Genomic DNA, 21,694 nt, shown 5'->3' with positions numbered 1-21,694 from the left:
CATCGACCGAGGAGGACGGCAATGGTGCCGAACCAGGACGGCGGGCTTTTCACGCTCGGACGGGACCCTGACACCGGGCGGCCGCTCGTCACGGCCAAACGCCTGGCTGCCTCATGGCTGCGCAGCGAGGAGTACGGGGTGTCCGCGGAGGAGGTGGACCCGAGTTGGGCCGGCCCGGCGCCGACCGATTCCCTGTTCTTCGAGTGCGGGCAGGCAGTGCTCACGGCCCTGCGCAGCACACTGGCGGACGAGCCCGTGAGCCTCATGCTCACCGACGCCGACGGCCTGCTGCTCCAACGGCTGAGCGGCAGCTCCACCCTCCTGCGCGCGCTCGACCGGGTGCATCTTGCCCCCGGCTTCACCTACTCCGAGCGCGACGCCGGGACCAACGGCATGGGTCTGGCGCTGGCGGACCGTTCGCCGGTCCTGGTCCGCGCGGAGGAGCACTACAGCGCCAGCCTGCGCACCTATACGTGCGCTGCCGCTCCCGTCTTCGACCCCGCCAGCGGAAACCTCGAGGGCTGCGTCAACATCACCACGTGGTCCGATGCCTCCCCCGGGCTGCTGCTGGCCCTTGCGCAGTCGGCGGCCGGGAACGCCACGGCACTGATGCTCGCTCGGGCCCACGGCCACCGGCAGAAGCAGGGCCCCCGGGGCGGCGTGTTCCGGATGCGGCGTGACGGACTCGAACCCGCCGTCGGGACCATGCGAGCCCTGTCCTCGTCCTGGACGGACGCACTCGACCAGGCGACGAAGGCACTGGCCGCCGGGCGCGTCGTCGCCGCCGTCGGGGAGCACGGAGCGGGGCGGGCGACGCTCCTGGCGCAGGCGTTCCGCTGCTCACGGCCGGGGGCCCGCATCCTGTCGGCCGCCGCACCCGCGCCCGACGACGTCGACGCCTGGCTGTCGGTCTGGACCCCCGAACTGGCCAAGCCGGACACCGCGGTGATCGTCGAGAACATCGACCTCCTGCCCGCCTGGGCCGCCCAGGAGCTGAAGGCGTATGCCGTTCGCGCACTGCGGGCCCTCCCGCCGTCGGACACGGGAACGACACCGGCCCTCGCATGGGCGGTCACGGCCACCGCCCTGGACGCCATCCCGCGTCCGCTGGCAGCCGCGGTGGACACCGTGGTCGCCGTGCCACCGCTGCGGGATCGCGGCGATGACGTCCTCCAGTTGGCGCGGTTCGCTGCCCGCCAGACCCGGCTGCGAGAGATCGACTTCACTCCAGCAGCCGAGCGGGCACTCCTGGAGCACGAGTGGCCCGACAACGTGGACGAACTCTTCACCGTGGTGCACGATGCGGCGGTCCGCGCGGAGCGAATCGATGTCCGGCATCTGCCCGCCTACATCCTGGGCAGGCCCGGCCCGCATCTCAGCCGGATCGAGGCGCTCGAACGCGACGAGATCGTGCGGAGCCTGACCCAGCCGGGGGTAACGGTCACCGCGGCGGCGGCGGAACTCGGCATCAGTCGCGCGACCATCTACCGCAGGATCGCCCGGCTCGGGATAGCGCGACCACGGTGATCCGGCTCGTCCCTCGGGACGCCTGCGTCCTCAGGATCCGATGCCGGGACTTCCACTTGCCCCCTGCTCGTTCTCGACCCGATCCGTGACGCCAGTCGCCCGCCATTGGACGAGTGAGGGACGAGCGCCGCCACCGGCAACCGGCGGGATTTCACCATGCGCCGGCTGGCCGTGACGGCCTCATGATGTCGGTGGTGGTTGGGAGACTTCAGTATGGCCAGCAGCTCGAACGCTCCGCTTGAAACCACCGATCCTGGTGGTGGTTCGCGGCGTGGCGCTGTCCCGTCCGCTGCGGTTCATGCTGACTCTGTGCAGGATCTGATCGATCTGGTGGCGTCCCTTCCTGCGGGCACCGGGAGTGCTGAATTCATCCAGCACCTGAGCGAGTTGATTCATCGGTTCAGCGCCACCGTGTCCGGTGGTGCTGCGCACCAAGGCGCCCCCATGTCCGGTGGGGCTGAGCATCAGGGCGACGTTTCGTCTGCTGCCGTCCTGGCCACGTCCTCGGCAGACCACGTCGCACCTGCGGCTGTCCCTGCCTCTTCGTCGGCGGCTCGGATGCGCGAGTTGATGGAGGAGATGACCGCGCTTCCCATGCCGGCGGGTGGTGTGGAGCTGATCGATGAGATGCGGTCCTTGGAAGATTTCACGTCGGCGATCGCCGCCCGGCAGGCCCGGACCGCGGTCGCGTTCGACGTCGGGGAACGGCACGCCCAGGCTGGGGCGGGTGTGCCGGTGGCGGAGCAGGGTCGGGGTGTGGCGGCGCAGGTGGCCCTGGCCCGGCGTGAGTCCCCGGCCCGGGGCGGGCGGCTGCTCGGGGTCGCGCGGGCGCTGGTGGCGGAGATGCCGCATACGATGGCCGCNGACCGGACCCTCATCCAGGGCGACAGCGAGCCGGCCCGCCTGCCGGGCTACGGGATCGTCCCCGCCGGCTGGGCCCGGGACCTCCTCACCCTCGGGAAAACCACCGGGCAAACCACCGGGCAGGCTTCCGGTCAGCCCGCCAAGCAGCCCCCTACACAGGACTGCGGGCCGTCAGCAGATCAGGCGCACGGCTTCGAGGTCTGGCTGCGGCGCCTCTACACCGCACCGGGAACCGGTGAGTTGGCGGCTGCCGAGTCCCGCACCCGACTCTTCACCGCAAATCAGCGCCGGTTCATCCAGGCCCGGGACGATCTGTGCAGGACCCCGTACTGTGATGCGCCGATCCGCCACTACGACCACATCATCCCCTGGCACAAGGACGGGCCCACCAGCCTCGCCAATGGTGCCGGACTGTGTGAGGCCTGCAACCACACCAAGGAACTCCCCGGCTGGAAGACCAGACCGCACCCCGATCCCGGGACCAGCCACGCCCGGCATACCCTCGAGCTCACCACGCCCACCGGCCACACCTACCACTCCACCGCGCCACCCCTCCCCGGCAGCAGCCCGACTGAACGCGGGCACCAACGGGAACGCAAACAGGAGACCGGGAGACACCCACTCCCGCCGACACCGCCCGCAGCGTCGAGTTTCGCGCCGGAGGATCACAACACCCCGGCATACCCTTCCACGCGAGCCTCCCGACGGGCAGAACTGCTCTTCGCCTGACCGTGCAGGGAGGACGCCTGACCGACCCGCCCAGCGCGAAGGCAGGATAGATCGCCCGTCGGTCCACCGGTTCTGCGCCTATTGATCGACATCGGGCCGTGACGACCAGTCGACGTGGAGTCCAGGCGTCCGTGGCCTGCAGCCCCACCCACTGGCCTCCGCGGGCGGGACCGGCACCGCCGAGGCAGAGGACTGGGCAACTACCTCTGGTGTGGTGACGACCAGGGTGCAACACTGCAAGCTTCCTGCTAAGCCCGCCCTGACATCCGCCAAGCACGCGACGAAGGGGAGATCGTATGCCTGCGGTCCACCCGCGCCCACCCTGTCGACGGCCCGAATGCGAGCCGTCCCGATGATCGGCGACGGGACGACACGGCCGGCGATGTCCCCGGCGGCGCCGACGCGCACTCTGCCACCCTTCGCGGGTCGTACGGTGGCGATACCCGCAGCGGCACTCTGCCTGCTGCTCACGCTCGTGTCCGGGAACTACGGCTATCACCGGGACGAACTGTACTTCCGGATGCTCCCTCCCGCGTGGGGATATATCGATCAGCCGCCCCTGACGCCGTGGCTGGTCCGATCGTTCGGCCTCATCGCGGACGAGGTGTGGGCCGTCCGAATCCCTGCGACCCTCTCGACCCTCCTGGCACTCGTGGTCGTTGTCCTGATCACGCGGGAATTCGGCGGCGCAGCCTACGCCCAGGGCCTGTGTGCGTGGGGGTTCGGTTTCGGCGTGGTGCCCCTGCTCTTCGGCCACGTCATGCTGACCGCATCGGTGGACCTCGTGTTCTGGCCCGCCGTCGTCCTGTGCGTGGTCCGGGCGCTCCTGCGGCAGGCACCCGCGTGGTGGCTGGCCGCCGGGATCATCGCCGGGCTGGCCACCTACAACAAGCTGCTGATCGCGGGACTGCTGATCTCACTCCTGGCCGGGCTGCTCGTCGCCGGTCCCCGTTCAGCGCTCACCACTCCGTGGCCGTGGATCGGCGGCGCCCTCACCCTGGCCGTGGCAGCCCCCAACCTCGCGTACCAGGCCACCCACGGCTGGCCGCAGCTGTCCATGGGCGCCGCCCTGAACGAGAACAACGCCGCCGATACCCGCGTGGACATGTGGTGGTTCCTGTTCGTCACCCTCGGCCCGCCGCTGGCCCTGGTGTGGTGCCTCGGCTGGTGGCACCTGATGCGCCGCACCGCGTGGAGACCTGTGCGCTTCATCGCCATCGCGTTTCTGGTGCTCCTGGCCCTCGCCTTCGCGGCCGGAGGACAGATCTACTACTCCGCCGGGCTCGTCGTCGTGTTCTTCGCCGTCGGGTGCATCCCCTCCGCCGAGATCATGCGGTCCCGCGCACGACGCCTTGCGGTGTGGACCGTGGTGGCGGTCAATGCCGTCGCCTCCACCATGATCGCCCTGCCAGTCATCCCCGTCGGCGTGGTGGGCCGCACCCCGGTCCCGGAGATCAACCAGCTGGCGCGCGACCAGGTGGGCTGGCCCGCGTATGTCGCCCAGATCGGCGACGTCGTCGCGAATCTTCCCGACCCGTCCGGCGTCACCATCATCGCCGGCAATTACGGTGAGGCCGGGGCCCTGCACCGGTACGGGCCCGCCCGCGGACTGCCCCCGGCGCACAGCGGCCACAACGAGCTGTACTACCTCTCCACCCCTCCTGAGGATGCGCGCACCGTGATCGTGGTCGGCGGGCAGGCCGACCTGGCAGGGGCCCCGTTCGTGTCCTGCGAAGAGGTGGCGCGCCTGGACAACGGGCTCGACGTCGACAACGAGGAACAGGGGCAGCCCGTCCTCGTGTGCGATCGTACCCAGCCGTGGTCGGATCTCTGGCCGCGGTTCCGGCACCTGGACTGACGGCACGCGGATTGACGATGCCCCGACCGACGGCACCCCGACCGAACACCTGCATGTGTCCTCAGGTGGCCTCTGCGACCCGCCGATAGCCGCTTCCATCGGGCCGGCGCTCCACGAAGCCGTGGTCCACGAGCGCACGCCGCAGCGTCGGGATGTCGTGCGTGACGGTCGCCAGCAGCCGGTTGACCTCGGGCTCGCCGAGCTCCTCGTCGGCCGGGAGGAGCCTCCCGGCGAGGTGCGCCAGCAGATCGGTGCGATCCTGCCCGGCACGCGGCAGGCCGTCGATCCGCCCGTCCCGGAAGAACCGGTCCATACCCTTCGGGGTGGGCGCAGTCGCGGTGGCGAGCACCTCCTTGAACAGTCCGTCCGCCACGGCGTGCTCCGGCGTCAGCAACCCGGCGTCGACCAGCCGCTGCAGCTCCTTCGGCGTGGCGTCGAGCGGCTGCCCGAGCACGGCCCGCGCGTACAGCTCGAGCGAGCGGGCGCCGGCGAGCGTGGACAGGACCTTCTGCCAGGACGGCGCGGTCACGCCCGGTCCTCGCCGGACACCGAACCGGACACCGAACCGGACGCCGAACCGGTGAGGGAGTCCATGACTTCTGCGGGTCCGGCCGCAGTGACGCCCGCCAGCCGCTCTGCCTCGGTGGGGCCGCCGTCGAGCATGGGCCTGAGCGCCGGCCGGTGGACGGACAGTCCTGCCTCCTCGGCGATCAGGGCGCCCGCCGCGAAATCGTGCTCGTGCAGGCCGCGCTCCACGAAGGCGTCGAGCGTGCTGTCGGCCACGAGGCACAGGTCCAGGGCGGCCGAACCGAGCCGGCGCACGTCGCCGTAGCCCTCGAGGAGCGTCCCGAGGGCTACGACCTGCTCCGTCCGGATGGCGGCGTCGTAGGAGAACCCGGTGCCGAGGAGCCGTCCCTGCCTGGCGCGGGGGCCGATGAGGCGCCGCACGGACCCGTTCTCGCTCACCCAGGCTCCCCCGCCGCGGGACGCCCAGTAGATGCGGTGGAGCGCGGGCGCGTGCACCACGCCGGCGAGCCACGTGCCGTCCGCGCCGGCGGCGGCCACGGACGTGCCGTAGTAGACGATGTTGCGGATGAAGTTGGTGGTGCCGTCGAGGGGATCGATCGACCAGCGGACGCGGTCGCCGTCGGGGATGAACCCGCTGGGCACGGTGGTCCCGAGCTCCTCGCCCGTGATCGCGTCGTGCGGCCGCGCGCACCTGATGACACTCCGGACCGCGTGTTCCGCGGCGACGTCGAACGCCGTCACCCAGTCGCTGTCCGAGCTCTTGCTGGTGGCGTCCAGCGCTTCGGGATCACGCCGGGCCAGCACCGCGGCGCCCGCCGCGGCTGCCTGCCGGGCGAGGTGCAGGAGCACCTCCGGGGAGGGATCCCGCGCGTCGCCGCTCCCCGGCGCAACGGTCATGGGACGGCCCGCCCGCCGGGATCCGTGCCGGCGCCCGCCTCGAGCTCCTCGGCCACCTCGGCGTCCTCGCTCTCGTCGCCGTCGGTCCCCGCAGTGTCGCCGTCGTCGGGCCCCGCACCCGCGGGACCGTTCTCGAGGAGGGCGGTGAACCCCTCCTCGTCGAGGACCGGGATGCCGAGCGTCTCGGCCTTCTCCAGCTTGGTGCCCGCGTTCTCCCCGGCCACCACGTAGCTCGTGTTCTTCGACACCGAGCCGGCGGCCTTGCCACCGCGCGTGATGATCGCTTCCTTCGCCTCGTCGCGGTTGTAGCGCTCGAGGGAGCCGGTCACGACGACGGTCAGGCCCTCGAGGGTGCGCGGCGTGCTCTCGTCGACCTCGTCCTCCATGCGCACGCCCGCCGCAGCCCACCGGTCGACGATCTCCCGGTGCCAGTCCTCCGCGAACCACTCGGTGAGCGCGACGGCGATGGTGGGGCCGACGCCGTCCACGTCGGCGAGCTCCTCCTCGCTCGCGGCGCGGATCCGCTCCATGGACCCGAAGGCCGTGGCGAGCGCGCGGGACGCCGTGGGGCCGACGTGCCGGATGGACAGCGCCACGAGTACGCGCCACAGCGGCTGCGTCTTCGCCTTCTCCAGCTCGGTGAACAGCTTCCGGGTGGTGGCGCTCGGCTCGGAGGGCTTCTTCGCCGTTCCCTTGGAGTAGAAGTAGGGCACGAGTTCGCGGCCCGTGACCACGCCCTTGACCTTCTTGTCCCGCTCGATCCGGACGTCCGCGAGCTTCTCCGGGGTGAGGTCGAAGATGTCCGCCTCGGTGGTGATGGGCGGCACCGCGGGCTCGGCGGGCTGCGTGAGCGCGATGGCCGCCTCCCAGCCGAGGGCCTCGATGTCGAAGGCACCGCGGCCTGCGAGGTGGAACACCCGTTCGCGCAGCTGCGAGGGGCAGGAGCGGGCGTTGGGGCAGCGGATGTCGACGTCGCCCTCCTTCGCCGGCTGCAGCGGGGTGCCGCAGGACGGGCACTCGGTGGGCATGACGAACTCGCGGACGGGCGGGTCCTGCTTGTCGCGCAGCGCCATGACCGGCCCCACGATCTCGGGGATGACGTCGCCGGCCTTCCGGAGCACCACGATGTCGCCGATCATGACGCCCTTGGCCTTGACCACCTCCTGGTTGTGGAGCGTGGCCATGCCCACGGTGGAGCCGGCGACCTTGACCGGTTCCATGAGGCCGAACGGCGTGACGCGACCGGTCCGCCCGACATTCACGAGGATGTCGAGCAGCTTCGTGTTCACTTCCTCGGGCGGGTACTTGTAGGCCACGGACCAGCGGGGCACGCGGGAGGTGTGGCCCAGTGCGCGCTGCAGCGCGAAGCTGTCCACCTTGACCACGATGCCGTCGATCTCGTGCAGCAGGTCGTGGCGGTGGTCGCCGTGGTGCGCGATGAAGTCGACCACCTCGTCCTGGCTGTGGAGCACCCTGTAATAGGGCGACGTGGGCAGGCCCCACCCCTTCAGCAGCTCGTAGGTCTCCGACTGCGTCGCCGCCGCCAGACCCGTCCGGGCGCCGATGCCGTGCACGTACATGTCCAGTGGCCGCTCCGCCGTCATGGCCGGGTCCTTCTGGCGCAGGGACCCTGCGGCCGCGTTCCGGGGGTTGGCGAAAGGCGCCTTGCCCGCGGCCACCATCCGCTCGTTGAGCTGGCCGAACTCCTTCGTGGGGAAGAACACCTCGCCGCGGATCTCCACCTCCTCGGGGTGGTCCGTGCCCGCGAGGTGCCTGGGGATCGAGGCGATGGTGAGGACGTTGTGGGTGATGTCCTCCCCCGTGACGCCGTCGCCGCGCGTCGCGGCACGCACCAGTTCGCCGTCGCGGTACAGCAGGTTCACGGCGAGGCCGTCGATCTTGAGTTCGGTCAGCCACCCGATGGTCGCGCCGGGGCTGCGCTGCTCCACACCGGCACTCGCGCGGTCCAGCCAGGCCGTCAGTTCGTCGAGGGAGAACACGTCCTCGAGGCTGTACATGCGGGCCAGATGGTCCACGGGCGTGAAGGCCGCGGACACCTCGCCACCCACCTCCTGCGTCGGCGAGTCGTTCGCCACGAGCTCCGGGTGGAGCGCCTCGAGCTCCTCGAGGCGCCGGAACAGGGCGTCGAACTCGGCGTCGGAGATCGTGGGCGCCGCGTCCTGGTAGTACGCGGTGCGGTGCGCGCGGACGTCCTCGGCGAGCTGCGCATACTCCTCGCGGAGCTCCTCGCTGGGAAGTCCGCCCTGCCCGGCGGGGGTGGCGTCTACCGATGCACTCTCAGGTCCTGGGGTCACTTTCCTCATCCTGCCCTACGCCTCCGACACCGGCCACCGGTCGCCGTCCGCGGTGAAACGGCCGCCCGCAGCGGCGCCGGGACGCTGCACGTCCCCGGCCGGATCAGAGACGTCCGGATCCGAGGCGTCGACGACGATCACCGTGACGTTGTCGCGGGCGCCGGACCGGAGGGCCGCCGCGATCAGCGCGTCGCACGCCTCCTGCGGATCGCGGACGGTGTCCAGGATGGTGTGGATGTCCTCGTCGGTCACCTCGCCGCTCAGCCCGTCCGAGCAGAGCAGGATGCGGTCGCGGTCCTCCACCGGCATCAGCCAGAAATCGGGGTCGGCGTCGTCGCCCGTCCCCAGGGCGCGGGTCACCACGTGCCGCCGGTGGTGGGTCCGGGCTTCGTCCTCGGTGATGCTCCCGAGGTCCACGAGTTCCTGCACCTCGGAGTGGTCCACGGAGATCTGCCCGAAGGTCCCGCTGCTCGACCGGTACGCCCGGGAGTCCCCCACGTTGAAGAACAGCCAGGCGGGAGCGCCCGACTCCTCGACCAGCACGACGCCCGTCAGCGTGGTTCCGGCCTGCCCTCCGGCTTCGCTCCGGATGCGCTGGTCGGCCTGCTGGATGATGTCCTCGAGGTCGGCGGCCGTGAGCTTCGACATCGGCGCCCCGGCGATGCCGCTGGCCTCCAGGGTGCGGACGACGACGCTGCTGGCCACCTCGCCGGCCTCGTGGCCGCCCATCCCGTCGGCGACCGCGAAGATGGGCTCGACGGCGAGGAAGGAGTCCTCGTTCAGTTCGCGGCGCAGCCCGCGATCGGTGCCGAAGCCGTAGGTGAGCCGGACACCGAGACCGGGCGCCGTCCCGGCGTCCTGCTGGCGGGGGGCGGGGCCGGAGGTATGGCCGATGTCGACGGCGTGGGAGCCGTTGGCCCGCGGTTCACTCATGCCGTTCGCCCTGACATGGGGAGGGGACGGGCCGGGGTGAGGGGCATGCAGCCCTGCTGGTCGGTCATGTCCCCATTCTGCCCTCTACCCGGCCGGAGACGCCGAGGCGCCGCCGCAGGACCCTCGAGGTCGTGGAATCAGTCCAGGACGATCCCCGTGCCGGTCCCCCGCGCGAGGGTCACGGGCTGGACCTCGCCGAAGCCGCGCACCTGCCGCGGCTCGTGCGGCGTGAGCACGAACTTCTCGTTGGCGGTGAGGGTCGCGGCCGTGCCGGAATCCACGAGGACCTCGCCCGGTTCCGCGAGCGCGGTCAGGCGCGCCGCGAGGTTGACCGTGGGCCCGTAGATGTCGCCGAGCCGCGAGAGCACGCGACCCCAGACGAGGGAGCAGCGGGCGGCGGGGAGGAACTCGTCCTCGGAGAAGGCCTTGGCCAGCGCCAGTGAGATCTCGGCGCCCGCCTCCGGGGACTCGGCGATATAGAGGACCTCGTCACCGATCGTCTTCACGAGCCGGCCACCGCCCACGGAGATGATCTCGGCGCTCTTGTTCTCGAACCGCTGCACGAGCTGCGCCAGCGTCCGCTCGTTCATCTGCCGGGACAGGCTCGTGTAGGAGACGAGGTCGGCGAAGCCCACGGCGCGCGCGAGCGGCAGCGGGGCGTCCTGCTCGTCGCCGGCGCGGCCCGTCTCGCTCGAGGCCAGGCCCGATTCGGCGCGGAGCGCCAGCCGCTGGACCGCGGCGTTCATCTGCCGGCGCCACGCGTAGACCAGCGTCTTCTCGAGCGGATCGATGAGGTCCGGCAGTTCGGACACGAGCGTCTTCCGGGCGTCGGCGTCGGAGAGTCCGCGCTGCGCCACCATCTCCTCCACGATCGCCTCGATCTGCCAGACGACCATGCGGTCCGTCATCTGGCCGACGGCCCGCGTGATGGAGATGGCCGCGTCCTCGGTGAGCTGCTCCTGGCGCACCAGGTCGATGATCGTGGTGAGGGCGCCGAGGTCCTTCTCGGTGAAGGCGATGTCGTCGTCCCCGATGTTGGGGAAGCCCATGGCGCGCCACAGCTTGCGGGCGGACAGCAGGGACACGCCCGCGCCCGCCGCGATGTCGCGGCGCTTGAGTGTGCGCTCGGCCCCGAGGAGTTCGCGTTCCAGTCGCCGGATCGTCTCGCGGTCCAGTTCGATCGGCGCCGCGCTCGACGGCCCGGCCTCCGGGCCGCCGCCGGTCGCCATGTCGGGCAGCAGCTGCCACACGGCCTTCGACGCCGTGGACGCCGCGGCGTCGGCGGCGTCGGCCTGTCCGGAAGCCCGGATGGCCTCGCCGGCAGCGATCTCGGCGCCACCCTCGGGGTCTGCGGGCTGCCCGGCCTTACGGCGGTCCTCGACTGTCACGGTTGCGCGTCCCTCCATTCCTGCTGCACCCAGGGCGTCCCGCCGTGGGCGTACTGCGGATCGATTTCCATGTCTACTCCGTCGAACATGCGCGTGAGCGGGAGCTCGCCGATGGCCTGGACCACATAGTCCTTGAACGTCGCAATCTGCGGAACGTGCCGGTAGGCGTGCGACCGGTCGAACCCGAGGTCCGCGACCAGCGTCCCGCTGCCCGCCATCCGCTCGACCAGCCCCTGCTCCGTCTGGAGCTGCGAGATCGCCGACAGGTTGATCTGGTGCTCGGTGCGCCGGGCGGTCCCCGTCCGGTGGATGAGCCGCATGCTCGTGATCACGTACCGGTTGCCGGCCCAGCGGACCAGCGGCAGCGCCACCACCCGCAGCAGGACCAGCACCACGACGCCGAACACCACCGGGAGGAGCACGGGCTGCCACCCCGTCAGGACGCCGGGGAGGTCCGGCCGGGCGAGGTAGCCGAGCCCGAAGCCCCCGACGGCGAGGATGAGGAACCCGGCGATGACCGGCCCGACGAGCGGGAGGGGGTTGGGCCGGGTGCGGACGAGGACACGCTCCCCGGGCAGCAGCCTGATCCGCACGGGCTACACCTGCGGGCGCACGTGCACCACGTCGCCGGCGGAGATGGTGTGCCGCTCGCCGTCGTCGTCGCGCACCACGAGCCCGCCGTGGGCGTCGAGGGCCAGCGCTCGCCCGGCCACCACGACGCCGCCGGGAAGTTCCGCGCGGACGTCCTGGCCGAGCGTCGCCATGCGGGCTCCGATGCGCTCCAGCAGCGAGGGCCCGGAGTCCCACGCCGCGGCGGCGTCGCCGTCCACGTCGCAGAAGGCGCGGTAGTGGTCGGCGAAGGTGCGCAGGAAGGACTTCAGCAGGATGTTGCGGTCCGTGGTCCCCGCGTACTCCAGGAGCAGGCTCGTGGCGGTGGGCACGGGGAGCTCGTCGTCCGTGAGGCTGACGTTCAGTCCCACCCCGACGACGACGGCGGGCGGCTCGGCACCCGCGCCCGGCACGAACTGGGCGAGGACGCCGGCGAGCTTCCGGCCGTCAACGATGACGTCGTTGGGCCACTTGAGCTGCGGTGAGATCTCGGTGCGCTCCTCGACGCTCTCGGCGAGCGCGAGCGCGGCGAGCAGTGAGAACCAGGAGTAGGCGGTGGTGGGCACGGGCCGTCCGTGCCGGTCGAAGGGGCGCAGGAGCACGCTCACGAAGAGCGAGGAGCGTTCCGGCGCCACCCAGCGGCGGTCCAGCCGGCCGCGCCCCGCGGTCTGCGTCTCCGCGCCGAGCACGCTGAGGTCCGGCCACCCGGCGGCCTCCACCTGGGCGTGCTCCACGAGGTCGGTGTTGGTGGAACCGGTGGTGTCCACGATGTCGAGCCGCGGGAACGGGCCGGCCGGCATGCACAGGGCTGTCCTCAGGGCGCCGAGGTTCAAGCCGGGGCGCTCGAGATTGGAGTAGGGGGAGGACATGTCATCGATCCTATCCGGCCCCGCCCGCACCGGCCGGAGCGTTAGAGGAAGATGTCGGGGACCAGCCGGTCCTCCGGCGCGCCGAGGCTGTACCGGGTCAGATCGGTGACGCCTTCCTCCCGCAGCACCTCCTCGTCGGTGTAGAAGTTCCCCGTGCAGCTGCGCGAGGGACGGACGAGCACGGCGTGGGCGGCGTCGGCGACGATCTCGGGGCTACGGGCCGCCTGCACGAGGCGGCCTCCGCCGGGCATGTTGCGGATGGCCGCGGTGTCGATCAGGGTGGCGGGCCACAGCGAGTTGACGGCCACGCCGTCGTCCCTGAGCTCCTCCGCGAGGCCGAGGGTGGTCAGGCTCATCCCGTACTTCGCCATGGTGTAGGCCAGGTGCAGGCCCGCCCACTTCGGCGCGAGGTTCAGGGGCGGGGAGAGCGTCAGGATGTGAGGGTTCTGCGAGCCGCGCAGCGCCTCGAGGGCGAACTTGCTGAGCATGAAGGTGCCCCGCACGTTGATGTCGGCCATGAGGTCGTAGCGCTTCATGTCCACATCGGGGGTCTTCGACAGGTCGATCGCGGAGGCGTTGTTCACCACGACGTCGACGCCGCCGAACGCCTCGACGGTCGCGTCCACGGCGGAGGCGACGTCGTCGTCGTTCCGGACGTCCCCCACGATCGGCAGGGCCATCCCGCCCGCGGCCTCGATCTGCTCCGCCGCGGTGTAGACGGTGCCCTCGAGCTTCGGGTGCGGTTCCCCGGTCTTGGCCATGATGGCCACGTTCGCGCCGTCACGGGCGGCGCGGAGGGCGATGGCCAGGCCGATGCCGCGGCTCCCGCCGGACATGAGGATGGTGCGCCCGGCGAGCGTGGTGGGGGCCTGCGATGCGTGCGCTTCGTTGCGTTCGGTCATGGCTCCACCATAAGCAGCGACGGGTCCCGGACGGCCCGCGACGCACCGATGTTACCCGTGGGTAACATCGGTGGCCCGGCTAAGTGATGGCAGCGGAAACTGTAGACGTCCTACAACGGTGGGCTTCCGGATCCTCACTAGACTGGAACGAACGCGCCGTCCGTTGTCGGAAACCTCCAGTCATGGCTGGGATCCCCCGCGGCGCCCGCCCTCCCCGACCCGCCGACCGGAGTATTCATGCATCAGGACCTGCAGCCCGACCTCACCACGACGGCCGGGAAGCTCGCCGACTTCCGGAGGCGCAAGGAGCTCTCGGAGCAGCCCTCCGGGCCCCAGGCGATCGAGCGGCAGCACGCCCGCGGCAAGAACACGGCGCGCGAGCGCATCGACCTCCTCGTGGACGAGGGCTCCTTCGTCGAGTTCGACGCCCTCGCGGTGCACCGCTCCACGGCCTTCGGCATGGAGACGAAGAAACCCCTGGGCGACGGCGTGGTGTCCGGGTACGCGACCGTCGACGGCCGGCTGGTCGCCGTCTACAGCCAGGATTTCACCGTCTACGGCGGCTCGCTGAGCCAGGTGAACGGGGAGAAGATCGTCAAGGTGCAGGAGTTCGCACTGCGTAACGGCTGCCCGGTGATCGGCATCAACGACGGCGGCGGCGCCCGCATCCAGGAGGGTGTGGCGTCGCTGGCGATGTTCGCCGACATCTTCCGCAACAACGTCCACGCCTCGGGGGTGGTCCCGCAGATCTCCCTGATCATGGGACCGTGCGCCGGCGGGGCGGCCTACTCCCCCGCGCTCACCGACTTCGTGGTGATGGTGGACAAGACCTCGCACATGTTCATCACGGGTCCGGACGTCATCAGGACGGTGACGGGCGAGGACGTGGACATGGAGACCCTCGGCGGGGCACGCCAGCACAACACGACGACGGGCACCTCCGCGTATCTCGCCACGGACGAGGCGGACGCCATCGGCTTCGTCCGTGAACTCCTCGACTTCCTGCCCTCCAACAATCTCGCCGAGGCCCCGCTGACGGCGTTCCTCGAGGAACCCGAGGAGACGGACGAGGACCTCGCGCTCGATACCCTGATCCCCGACGCCGCGAACCAGCCCTATGACATGCACGCCGTCATCGAGGCGGTGGTGGACGACGCCCACTTCCTCGAGATGCAGGCGCTGTACGCGCCGAACATCATCACCGGCTACGCCCGGGTGGAGGGGCACACCATCGGCATCGTCGCCAACCAGCCCCTGCAGTTCGCCGGGACCCTCGACATCAACGCCTCGGAGAAGGCCGCGCGCTTCGTGCGCCACTGCGACGCCTTCAACATCCCCCTCCTGACCCTCGTGGACGTGCCGGGCTTCCTGCCCGGCAAGGACCAGGAGTTCCAGGGCATCATCCGCCGCGGCGCGAAGCTGCTCTACGCCTACGCAGAGGCCACGGTCCCCAAGCTGACGGTCATCACGCGCAAGGCGTACGGGGGCGCGTACATCGTCATGGGGTCCAAGAAGCTCGGCGCGGACCTCAACCTCGCCTGGCCCACCGCGCAGATCGGGGTGATGGGTGCGCAGGGAGCCGTCAACATCCTGTACCGGGGTCAGTTGAAGGCCGTCGCCGACGCCGGCGGGGACGTCGAGGCAGCACGCGCGGACGTCGTCCAGCAGTACGAGGAGGAGCTGCTCAACCCGTACCAGGCGGCCGCGCTCGGCTACGTGGACGCGGTCATCGCGCCGTCCGAGACGCGCCTGCAGATCGTGCGCGGCCTCCGTGCCCTGCGGGACAAGCGCTCGGCCAACCCGGCCAAGAAGCACGGGAACATCCCGCTGTGACCGGCCAGGATCCCCGGGACGACACGGCCGGCGCCAGGGCCGGCGACGGCGCTGCCGTCGCTCCCCCCGCGGAGGACGAGGCGGTCCTCTCCGTGGTGTCCGGCAACCCCACCGACGAGGAGCTCGCGGCGCTCACCGCCGTCGTCGTCGCCCTGCAGGGAGCCGGTACCGAGGACGACGGCCGGAACCATCGGCGGTCCTGGGTGCGGCGGGCGCTGCTGCGGCTGGGTCCGACGCCGGGCCCCGGATCCTGGCGGCGCAGCGTCCGCTGACGCTCGCGGTCCGTCAGCGTGGATCGGCGACCGTGCCGAGGAAGAGCGGCAGCCCGGTGTCCTCGTGGATGATCTGGTAGCCGAACGGCCGGTCGAAGGAGATGCTCACCTCGGGAGATACCGGGGCGCTCGTCATCATGGCCAGCTGGGTGACGGCCGCGGCGATGGTGCCCTTCTCGGCGACCGTGATGGTCGCGGCCTGGGCAGCCCCCGAGACGCGGAGCCCGGGATGGATGGCGTCGAAGTCGGCGCCCGGACCCACGGTCTTCGCCAGCCCCAGCCCCGCCAGCACCTCGATCAGGTCCAGGTGGTGGGTGTGCTCCCACCTGGGCAGCGAGAGATCCACGCGGAGGCTCTCCGCCGCGTCGAGTCCGTCCGCGACCACGGCCAGCTCCTGCTCGTCCCAGGCGGGCAGGACCCCCTCCGCAGGCAGGACGAGCCGCAGGAAGAAACCGCCCCCGTACGGCAGGTCGATGCCCTGCCAGTCGTGTCCCGCGGCATACCGTACCCAGCGGTAGCCGTGCATCGTCGGGACGAGGACCCGCGTGCCGGTGACCAGGGTGAAGGGGTCCTCGCCGGTACCGGCGGGATCGAACGGCTCGTCCCAGGCCGCGGCGAAGTACACGGCATTCAGCAGGGACAGCCCGATGTCCGGGCCGACGGCCAGCGGGGCCCTGGCGACACGGCCCCCGGTCTCCCGCCACACCCAGTCGTCGATCAGCCCGGGCGTGGCGGGGTCCGCGAAGTCCACCGGGCGGACCCCCGTGCCGTAGTACCGGGCGAGCGTGTCGAGGAACGCCTCCCCGATCGCACCGCCCTCGGGGACGAAGACCGCGTTGGCGAGGTGCACCAGGGGCTGTCCGGGTAGATCCTCCTCGTCGACGGCGGCGGGATCGCCGTCGAAGTACTGCACGGTCGCGAGCAGGGCGTTCATCGCCGCATGGTGCTCCGCTGGGAGCCCCAGCGCCGCGTCCAGCTCCGCCGCCGTCGTGGTCCCCGCGCCGGCGCGCAGCATGGACAGGGCATAGAGCGCGCTGACCGGGCTGGCGACCTGATTGCTGTCGGGGCGTGCGACGAGTGCCACGCCGAGCCGGAAGGCGGAACGCCGGAGGGCGTCCTCCGCCTCGGCATACCGGCCCGGCTCGACGACGATGCGCGCCACGGGCGCCCTGAACTGCTTCATGGAAGTCCCCCTCGCGTGATCCCACCACCGTAGGCGCGGCCCGGCGAAATGACCATGGGTGGGATGCGGGCCAGACCCTTGACGCATACCCCCTGGGGGTATATCTTTGCGGACATCGGAGAGAAGGAGAGGACACCATGAACAGGAATCGATTCACCGAAGCTCCATCGACGGCGGAGCACGAGGGTCACGGCGTGGACGAGGACCACCAGGTCCACTCCCAGGGCGAGCACGCCGGCCATTCGACGGCGATGTTCAGGCAGCGTTTCTGGGTCAGCCTGGCCCTCACGGTCCCCGTCCTGGCGTTCAGTCCCATGTTCACCATGCTGCTCGGGTCCATGCCGCCCGAGTTCCCCGGCTCCGCGTGGATCGCCCCGATCCTGGGCACGGTGATCTTCGTCTACGGCGGTACCCCGTTCCTGAAGGGCGGCGTGTCGGAGCTGAGGTCGCGGCAGCCGGGCATGATGCTGCTGATCGCGATGGCGATCAGCGTCGCGTTCGCCGCCTCGTGGATCACCACCCTGGGTATCGGCGGGTTCGACCTCGACTTCTGGTGGGAACTGGCCCTGCTGATCGTCATCATGCTGCTCGGGCACTGGATGGAGATGCGGGCCCTCGGCTCGGCCGCCGGAGCGCTCGACGCCCTGGCCGCGCTGCTCCCCGACGAGGCGGACAGGGTCACCGAGGCCGGTGTCGAGACCGTGCCGGTGAGTTCGCTGGTCACCGGGGACGTCGTGCTCGTACGCTCCGGTGCGCGGGTCCCGGCGGACGGGAGGATCGTCGACGGGACCGCGGAGTTCGACGAATCGATGATCACCGGGGAGTCCCGCACGGTCTCCCGCGGCGTCGGGGAGACGGTGGTCGCCGGCACGGTGGCGACCGACACCGCGGTCCGCCTGGAGGTGACCGCCGTCGGTTCGGAGACCACGCTCGCCGGGATCCAGCGCCTCGTGGCCGAGGCGCAGGCGTCCTCGTCGAAGGCCCAGGCCCTCGCGGACCGGGCCGCGGCCCTGCTGTTCTACTTCGCGCTCGGCGCCGGCATCCTCACCTTCATCGCCTGGATGCTCCTCGGGAGTCCGGACGATGCGGTGATCCGCACCGTCACCGTCCTGGTGATCGCCTGCCCGCACGCCCTGGGACTCGCCATCCCCCTGGTCATCGCGATCTCCACCGAACGCGCCGCGAAGGCCGGGGTGCTCATCAAGAACCGGATGGCGCTCGAACGCACGCGCACGGTCGACGTCGTGCTGTTCGACAAGACCGGCACCCTCACCGAGGGCCGTCCCGCGGTCACGGCGACCACCGCCGTCGACGGCGTGACCGAGGCCGAGCTGCTGGCGCTGGCCGGTGCCGCGGAGGCGGACAGCGAGCACCCGGTCGCACGGGCCATCACCGCGGCCGCACAGGCCGATCCGGCTGCGGCAAGCCTCTCCTCCCCCGGCACAGGGTTCAGTTCCCTGACCGGCCGCGGCGTCCGGGCGACCGTCGACGGCCACGACGTCATGGTGGGCGGGCCCAACCTGCTCAGGGAACTCGGCCTCGACACCCCGGCGGACATCGGGGGCACCGTCCAGGCATGGGTGGGCCGAGGCGCGTCCGTCCTGCACGTCATCAGCGACGGCGCCGTGATCGGCGCCCTCCGGCTCGAGGACAAGGTCCGCGAGGAATCCCGGGCCGCCGTGAACGCCCTGCAGGCCCGCGGGGTGAAGGTCGCCATGATCACCGGCGACGCACGGCAGGTGGCCGACGGCGTCGCAGCGGACCTGGGGATCGACGAGGTGTTCGCCGACGTCCTGCCGCAGGACAAGGACTCGAAGGTCGCCGAACTGCAGGCGCGCGGCCTGCGGGTCGCGATGGTCGGGGACGGCGTCAACGACGCCCCGGCCCTCGCGCGCGCCGAGGTGGGCATCGCCATCGGAGCCGGCACGGATGTCGCCATGGAGTCCGCCGGCGTGGTCCTGGCGGGGAACGACCCACGCTCGGTGCTGGCGATGATCGACCTGTCCCGCGCCAGCTACCGCAAGATGATCCAGAACCTGGTCTGGGCCACCGGGTACAACGTGCTGGCCGTGCCCCTCGCCGCAGGGGTGCTGGCCTTCGCGGGGATCCTCCTCTCCCCCGCGGCGGGTGCCGTCCTGATGAGCGTCTCCACGATCGTCGTCGCCCTCAACGCGCAGCTGCTGCGGCGGATCGATCTCCGTCCCGAGCGGATCGGCACCGACCGGACCAGCCCCGAGACAGTGGATGCAGGGCCCCTCGGGACGTGAGCCCGGGCTCATCGGAGAACGCATGGACGGGCCTGGCCGCTCATCAGGTGGCGCCGTGGACAGAGCTGTGACCGGACGGACGGCGTGAACGGGACGACTCGCCCGTTTCGTTAGGCTGGTAGGACGACACCAGATGGCGACCGTGGCGCCCAGGCGTCAGTGACAGCGCGGACAGAGAGGACGGAATAGGTGACGAGAAACCGGGCATCACGCACTGCTTCCTCCCTGCTACGCGCCGCCGTACCGTCAGTTGTCGCCTTCGTCGGCCTGACAGCGGTCATCGTCGGGATCCTCGCGATGCACGTCTGGATGGGCGGCCACGGGTCCACCCCCCACCATGTAGCGGCTCCCGCCGCCAGCACGACCGCGAGTACTCATCCGGTCGACGGGACAGGCCACGGACACACGACCCGTCCTGCCCAGACAACGACTGCGGCTGTCGCTGCCATAGCAACGGTCGAAGCACCTGTCCTGGACGCCGCGCCGCATGCCGCCTCGCACACCGTCATGACGGCTGTCCCGGACGGTGGCGGGTCGGTCGGGTGCGCCGGGGACTGCTCCGACGAGATGATGCTGGGCATGTGTGTGCTGGCGATGATCGTCGTCGGCCTTGCCGGTCTGCTGACTCCTGCCGGCCGCGCCCTCCTGTCGACGATGGGGCGGCGGGGTCCTCCTGTACTGTCCTGGGTGTCCCGACCTGCACCTGCTCCTTCCCTGACTCAGCTCTGTATCAGCCGCACCTAGAATCCGCGGCCCGCACCTGCCCCTTCACCGGAGCAGCAGGGCCGCCGCCACGCCATGGACTGCGCGTTCGCGCGGCCTGGCCCTCGCCGTACCCGCCCTGTGCCGTACGAGCAGCTGACATCCCCCTGAGTACTGAAGGATCTGACCACCATGAAGCGTTCCCTTTCCCTTGCATCCCTGTCCGTCGCAACCCTCATCACCCTGTCCGCGTGCGGCTCCTCCTCCGGCGGAGACACGGCGGGCACGAGCGGCGAAAGCTCCGCAGCGGCCGCCCCCAGCGCTACTGCCGAAGCCGGCACCGGGGCGACCACCGAAGCGACGCCGGGCTCATCCGAGGCCACGGCCGAGCACAACGACGCGGACGTCATGTTCGCGCAGATGATGATCCCCCACCACCAGCAGGCCGTGGAGATGAGCGACATGATGCTCTCCAAGGACGGCATCAGCCCGGAGATCACCGACCTCGCGACGAGGATCAAGGACGCCCAGGGTCCCGAGATCGAGACCATGACCGGCTGGCTGGAAGCCTGGGATGAGCCCATGGAGCCCGAAGGCGGCATGGACGGCCACTCCATGAGCACCACGGGATCTGGCATGGGCGGGTCCGGGTCGATGGAAGGCATGATGAGCGAGGACCAGATGTCCGAGCTCGAGTCCGCCGAGGGCACCGAGGCGTCCCGCATCTTCCTGGAGTCGATGACCGCTCACCACGAGGGCGCGGTCGGCATGGCGGAAAACGAGATCGAGAACGGCCGGAGCCCGGAAGCGATCGAGCTGGCGGAAACGATCGCGACGACGCAGCAGGCCGAGATCACCGAGATGGAAGAGCTCCTCGCGGGCCTCTGATCCCCGCGAGCACCACCCCGCAATCCGTCCCCGACCCCGGATCCCCTGCGCCGTGATCGGATCCGGTCCGGTCCGGTCCGGCGTTGCAGGGACTGTGATTGGCCTTTGACCGGTGCCGGTGTAGGTGTCCCCGTTCCATCCACACCGGCACCCTTCCGACCACCAGGTCGACCATCAGGTCGACCACCCGCTCTGCCCGCCCTCGACTCCTCAAGGATTGCCTGTTGCCTTCGACCCTGTCCCGCACCACACGCCTGAGCCTGATGGCCGGTGTCGCCGTCCTGCTCAGCGCCTGCACCACCACCTCCACCTCCACCCCCACGATTCAGGACACGCCCGTGGCTCCTGCCGCGTCGGCGGGGTACCCGTCCGGGCATATCCATGGGATGAGCGTGGACCCGGGAACCAACCGCATCCTGCTGGCCACCCACGACGGCCTGTTCGATGTCACGCGGTCCCCCGCACAGCAGATCGGCCCGACGATCGACCTCATGGGCTTCACCGGCACCAGTGATGGAACCCTCTACGCCTCCGGGCACCCCGGCCCCGGCACCGATCTTCCCGACCCGGTCGGCCTGATCACCAGCACCGACGACGGGCGCTCATGGGAGCCCGTCTCCCGCCAGGGTGAGACAGATTTCCACGCCCTCGCCGCAACCGGCACCGGGCTCATCGGCTATGAAGGGCGAATCGTCACCAGCGCCGACGGGCATCACTGGACCGTCACCGCCGAGAATGTACCCGTGTACAACCTCGCCGGAGCCGGCAACGGGACCGTCCTGGCCACCACCGAGCAAGGGCTCTACCGGTCCGCGGACAGCGGGGCCACCTGGACCACCGTCCCGAACGCTCCCCTCCTGGCTTTCACGACCTTCGCCGGGGACACCGCCATCGGCGTGACCCCCGACGGAACGATCCACACCAGCACCGATGCCGGACTCACCTGGACACAAGCAGGAAGCATCCAGGGCGAACCCGCAGCCATCGCCGCAGACCACGCAGGAGATGACACGCACCGCATCTGGGTAGCCACGAACGAAGGGATCGAAGTATCCAGCGACAACGGGGCAACATTCAACCCCGTGGCGCCGTAGGCACCTGCTGCCACAAGACACGGATGTGCACCAGAC

17 protein-coding genes are annotated in these 21,694 nt (G+C 70.8%); 8 read left to right on the top strand and 9 right to left on the bottom strand.

Translation table 11 applies throughout. The annotated features are described in order from the left end of the window. Positions 1 to 21: 21 nt before the first annotated feature. The 3 genes from RY94_RS15490 to RY94_RS15480 all read left to right on the top strand — a co-directional run bounded on the left by RY94_RS15490 (position 22) and on the right by RY94_RS15480 (position 4,978). Entirely contained in the window at positions 22 to 1,527 is a 1,506-nt protein-coding gene (locus RY94_RS15490) for a GAF domain-containing protein (protein ID WP_082046434.1), read from the top strand. Between the two features lie 213 nt (positions 1,528 to 1,740). Further along, on the top strand, positions 1,741 to 3,120 hold the full coding sequence (locus tag RY94_RS17025; RefSeq protein ID WP_442853461.1) for an HNH endonuclease: 1,380 nt from the start codon (positions 1,741 to 1,743) through the stop codon (positions 3,118 to 3,120). Between the two features lie 433 nt (positions 3,121 to 3,553). Continuing rightward, on the top strand, positions 3,554 to 4,978 hold the full coding sequence (locus tag RY94_RS15480) for a glycosyltransferase family 39 protein (protein WP_197060697.1): 1,425 nt from the start codon (positions 3,554 to 3,556) through the stop codon (positions 4,976 to 4,978). 61 nt (positions 4,979 to 5,039) lie between these two features. Here RY94_RS15480 and RY94_RS17020 read toward each other — a convergent pair whose 3' ends face one another. The 8 genes from RY94_RS17020 to RY94_RS15440 form a co-directional block, all read right to left on the bottom strand. Next, positions 5,040 to 5,507 carry a DUF2087 domain-containing protein gene (locus RY94_RS17020; protein ID WP_052274479.1) on the bottom strand — a complete coding sequence of 156 codons (468 nt, stop codon included), beginning with the start codon at positions 5,505 to 5,507 and terminating at the stop codon, positions 5,040 to 5,042. Beyond that, the gene (locus RY94_RS15470; RefSeq protein WP_082046433.1) at positions 5,504 to 6,403 is read right to left on the bottom strand and encodes an inositol monophosphatase family protein; all 900 of its coding nucleotides are present in this window, start codon (positions 6,401 to 6,403) and stop codon (positions 5,504 to 5,506) included. Before RY94_RS15470 ends, RY94_RS17020 begins: the two co-directional genes overlap by 4 nt. Beyond that, positions 6,400 to 8,727, bottom strand: coding sequence for an NAD-dependent DNA ligase LigA (ligA, locus tag RY94_RS15465; protein WP_043447283.1), 2,328 nt, complete (start codon positions 8,725 to 8,727; stop codon positions 6,400 to 6,402). Before ligA ends, RY94_RS15470 begins: the two co-directional genes overlap by 4 nt. A gap of 6 nt (positions 8,728 to 8,733) precedes the next feature. After that, entirely contained in the window at positions 8,734 to 9,651 is a 918-nt protein-coding gene (locus tag RY94_RS15460; protein ID WP_082046432.1) for a PP2C family protein-serine/threonine phosphatase, read from the bottom strand. Positions 9,652 to 9,788: 137 nt separating this feature from the next. Beyond that, positions 9,789 to 11,039 carry an adenylate/guanylate cyclase domain-containing protein gene (locus tag RY94_RS15455; RefSeq protein ID WP_442853460.1) on the bottom strand — a complete coding sequence of 417 codons (1,251 nt, stop codon included), beginning with the start codon at positions 11,037 to 11,039 and terminating at the stop codon, positions 9,789 to 9,791. Further along, positions 11,036 to 11,632 carry a PH domain-containing protein gene (locus RY94_RS15450; RefSeq protein ID WP_043447280.1) on the bottom strand — a complete coding sequence of 199 codons (597 nt, stop codon included), beginning with the start codon at positions 11,630 to 11,632 and terminating at the stop codon, positions 11,036 to 11,038. Before RY94_RS15450 ends, RY94_RS15455 begins: the two co-directional genes overlap by 4 nt. A 3-nt stretch (positions 11,633 to 11,635) precedes the next feature. Further along, positions 11,636 to 12,517 (bottom strand): biotin--[acetyl-CoA-carboxylase] ligase, encoded by an 882-nt coding sequence (locus tag RY94_RS15445; RefSeq protein WP_043447277.1) that lies wholly within the window; start codon positions 12,515 to 12,517, stop codon positions 11,636 to 11,638. Positions 12,518 to 12,558: 41 nt separating this feature from the next. Further along, on the bottom strand, positions 12,559 to 13,419 hold the full coding sequence (locus tag RY94_RS15440) for an SDR family oxidoreductase (RefSeq protein WP_043447275.1): 861 nt from the start codon (positions 13,417 to 13,419) through the stop codon (positions 12,559 to 12,561). A gap of 249 nt (positions 13,420 to 13,668) precedes the next feature. On the opposite strand from RY94_RS15440, the gene RY94_RS15435 reads away from it, so the two are divergent. Continuing rightward, on the top strand, positions 13,669 to 15,252 hold the full coding sequence (locus tag RY94_RS15435) for an acyl-CoA carboxylase subunit beta (RefSeq protein ID WP_156135225.1): 1,584 nt from the start codon (positions 13,669 to 13,671) through the stop codon (positions 15,250 to 15,252). Next, positions 15,249 to 15,524, top strand: a complete 276-nt coding sequence (locus RY94_RS15430; RefSeq protein ID WP_052274478.1) for an acyl-CoA carboxylase subunit epsilon — start codon at positions 15,249 to 15,251, stop codon at positions 15,522 to 15,524. The genes RY94_RS15435 and RY94_RS15430 overlap by 4 nt, the downstream gene beginning before the upstream one ends. Positions 15,525 to 15,537: 13 nt before the next feature. Here RY94_RS15430 and RY94_RS15425 read toward each other — a convergent pair whose 3' ends face one another. After that, positions 15,538 to 16,707: a serpin family protein gene (locus RY94_RS15425; RefSeq protein WP_197060696.1), complete on the bottom strand. Its 1,170-nt coding sequence runs from the start codon at positions 16,705 to 16,707 to the stop codon at positions 15,538 to 15,540. A gap of 137 nt (positions 16,708 to 16,844) precedes the next feature. Between RY94_RS15425 and RY94_RS15420 the strand changes: the two genes are divergently transcribed. From RY94_RS15420 to RY94_RS15410, 3 genes are all read left to right on the top strand, one after another. Further along, entirely contained in the window at positions 16,845 to 18,974 is a 2,130-nt protein-coding gene (locus RY94_RS15420) for a copper-translocating P-type ATPase (RefSeq protein ID WP_052274476.1), read from the top strand. A gap of 894 nt (positions 18,975 to 19,868) precedes the next feature. After that, on the top strand, positions 19,869 to 20,564 hold the full coding sequence (locus RY94_RS15415) for a DUF305 domain-containing protein (RefSeq protein ID WP_043447268.1): 696 nt from the start codon (positions 19,869 to 19,871) through the stop codon (positions 20,562 to 20,564). A gap of 224 nt (positions 20,565 to 20,788) precedes the next feature. Continuing rightward, positions 20,789 to 21,658: a F510_1955 family glycosylhydrolase gene (locus tag RY94_RS15410; RefSeq protein ID WP_043447266.1), complete on the top strand. Its 870-nt coding sequence runs from the start codon at positions 20,789 to 20,791 to the stop codon at positions 21,656 to 21,658. Positions 21,659 to 21,694: the final 36 nt, after the last annotated feature.

It is taken from the genome of Arthrobacter sp. L77, assembly GCF_000816565.1.
GTDB classification, from domain to species: domain Bacteria; phylum Actinomycetota; class Actinomycetes; order Actinomycetales; family Micrococcaceae; genus Arthrobacter_D; species Arthrobacter_D antioxidans.
This window is presented reverse-complemented; position numbering and strand designations above follow the sequence as displayed.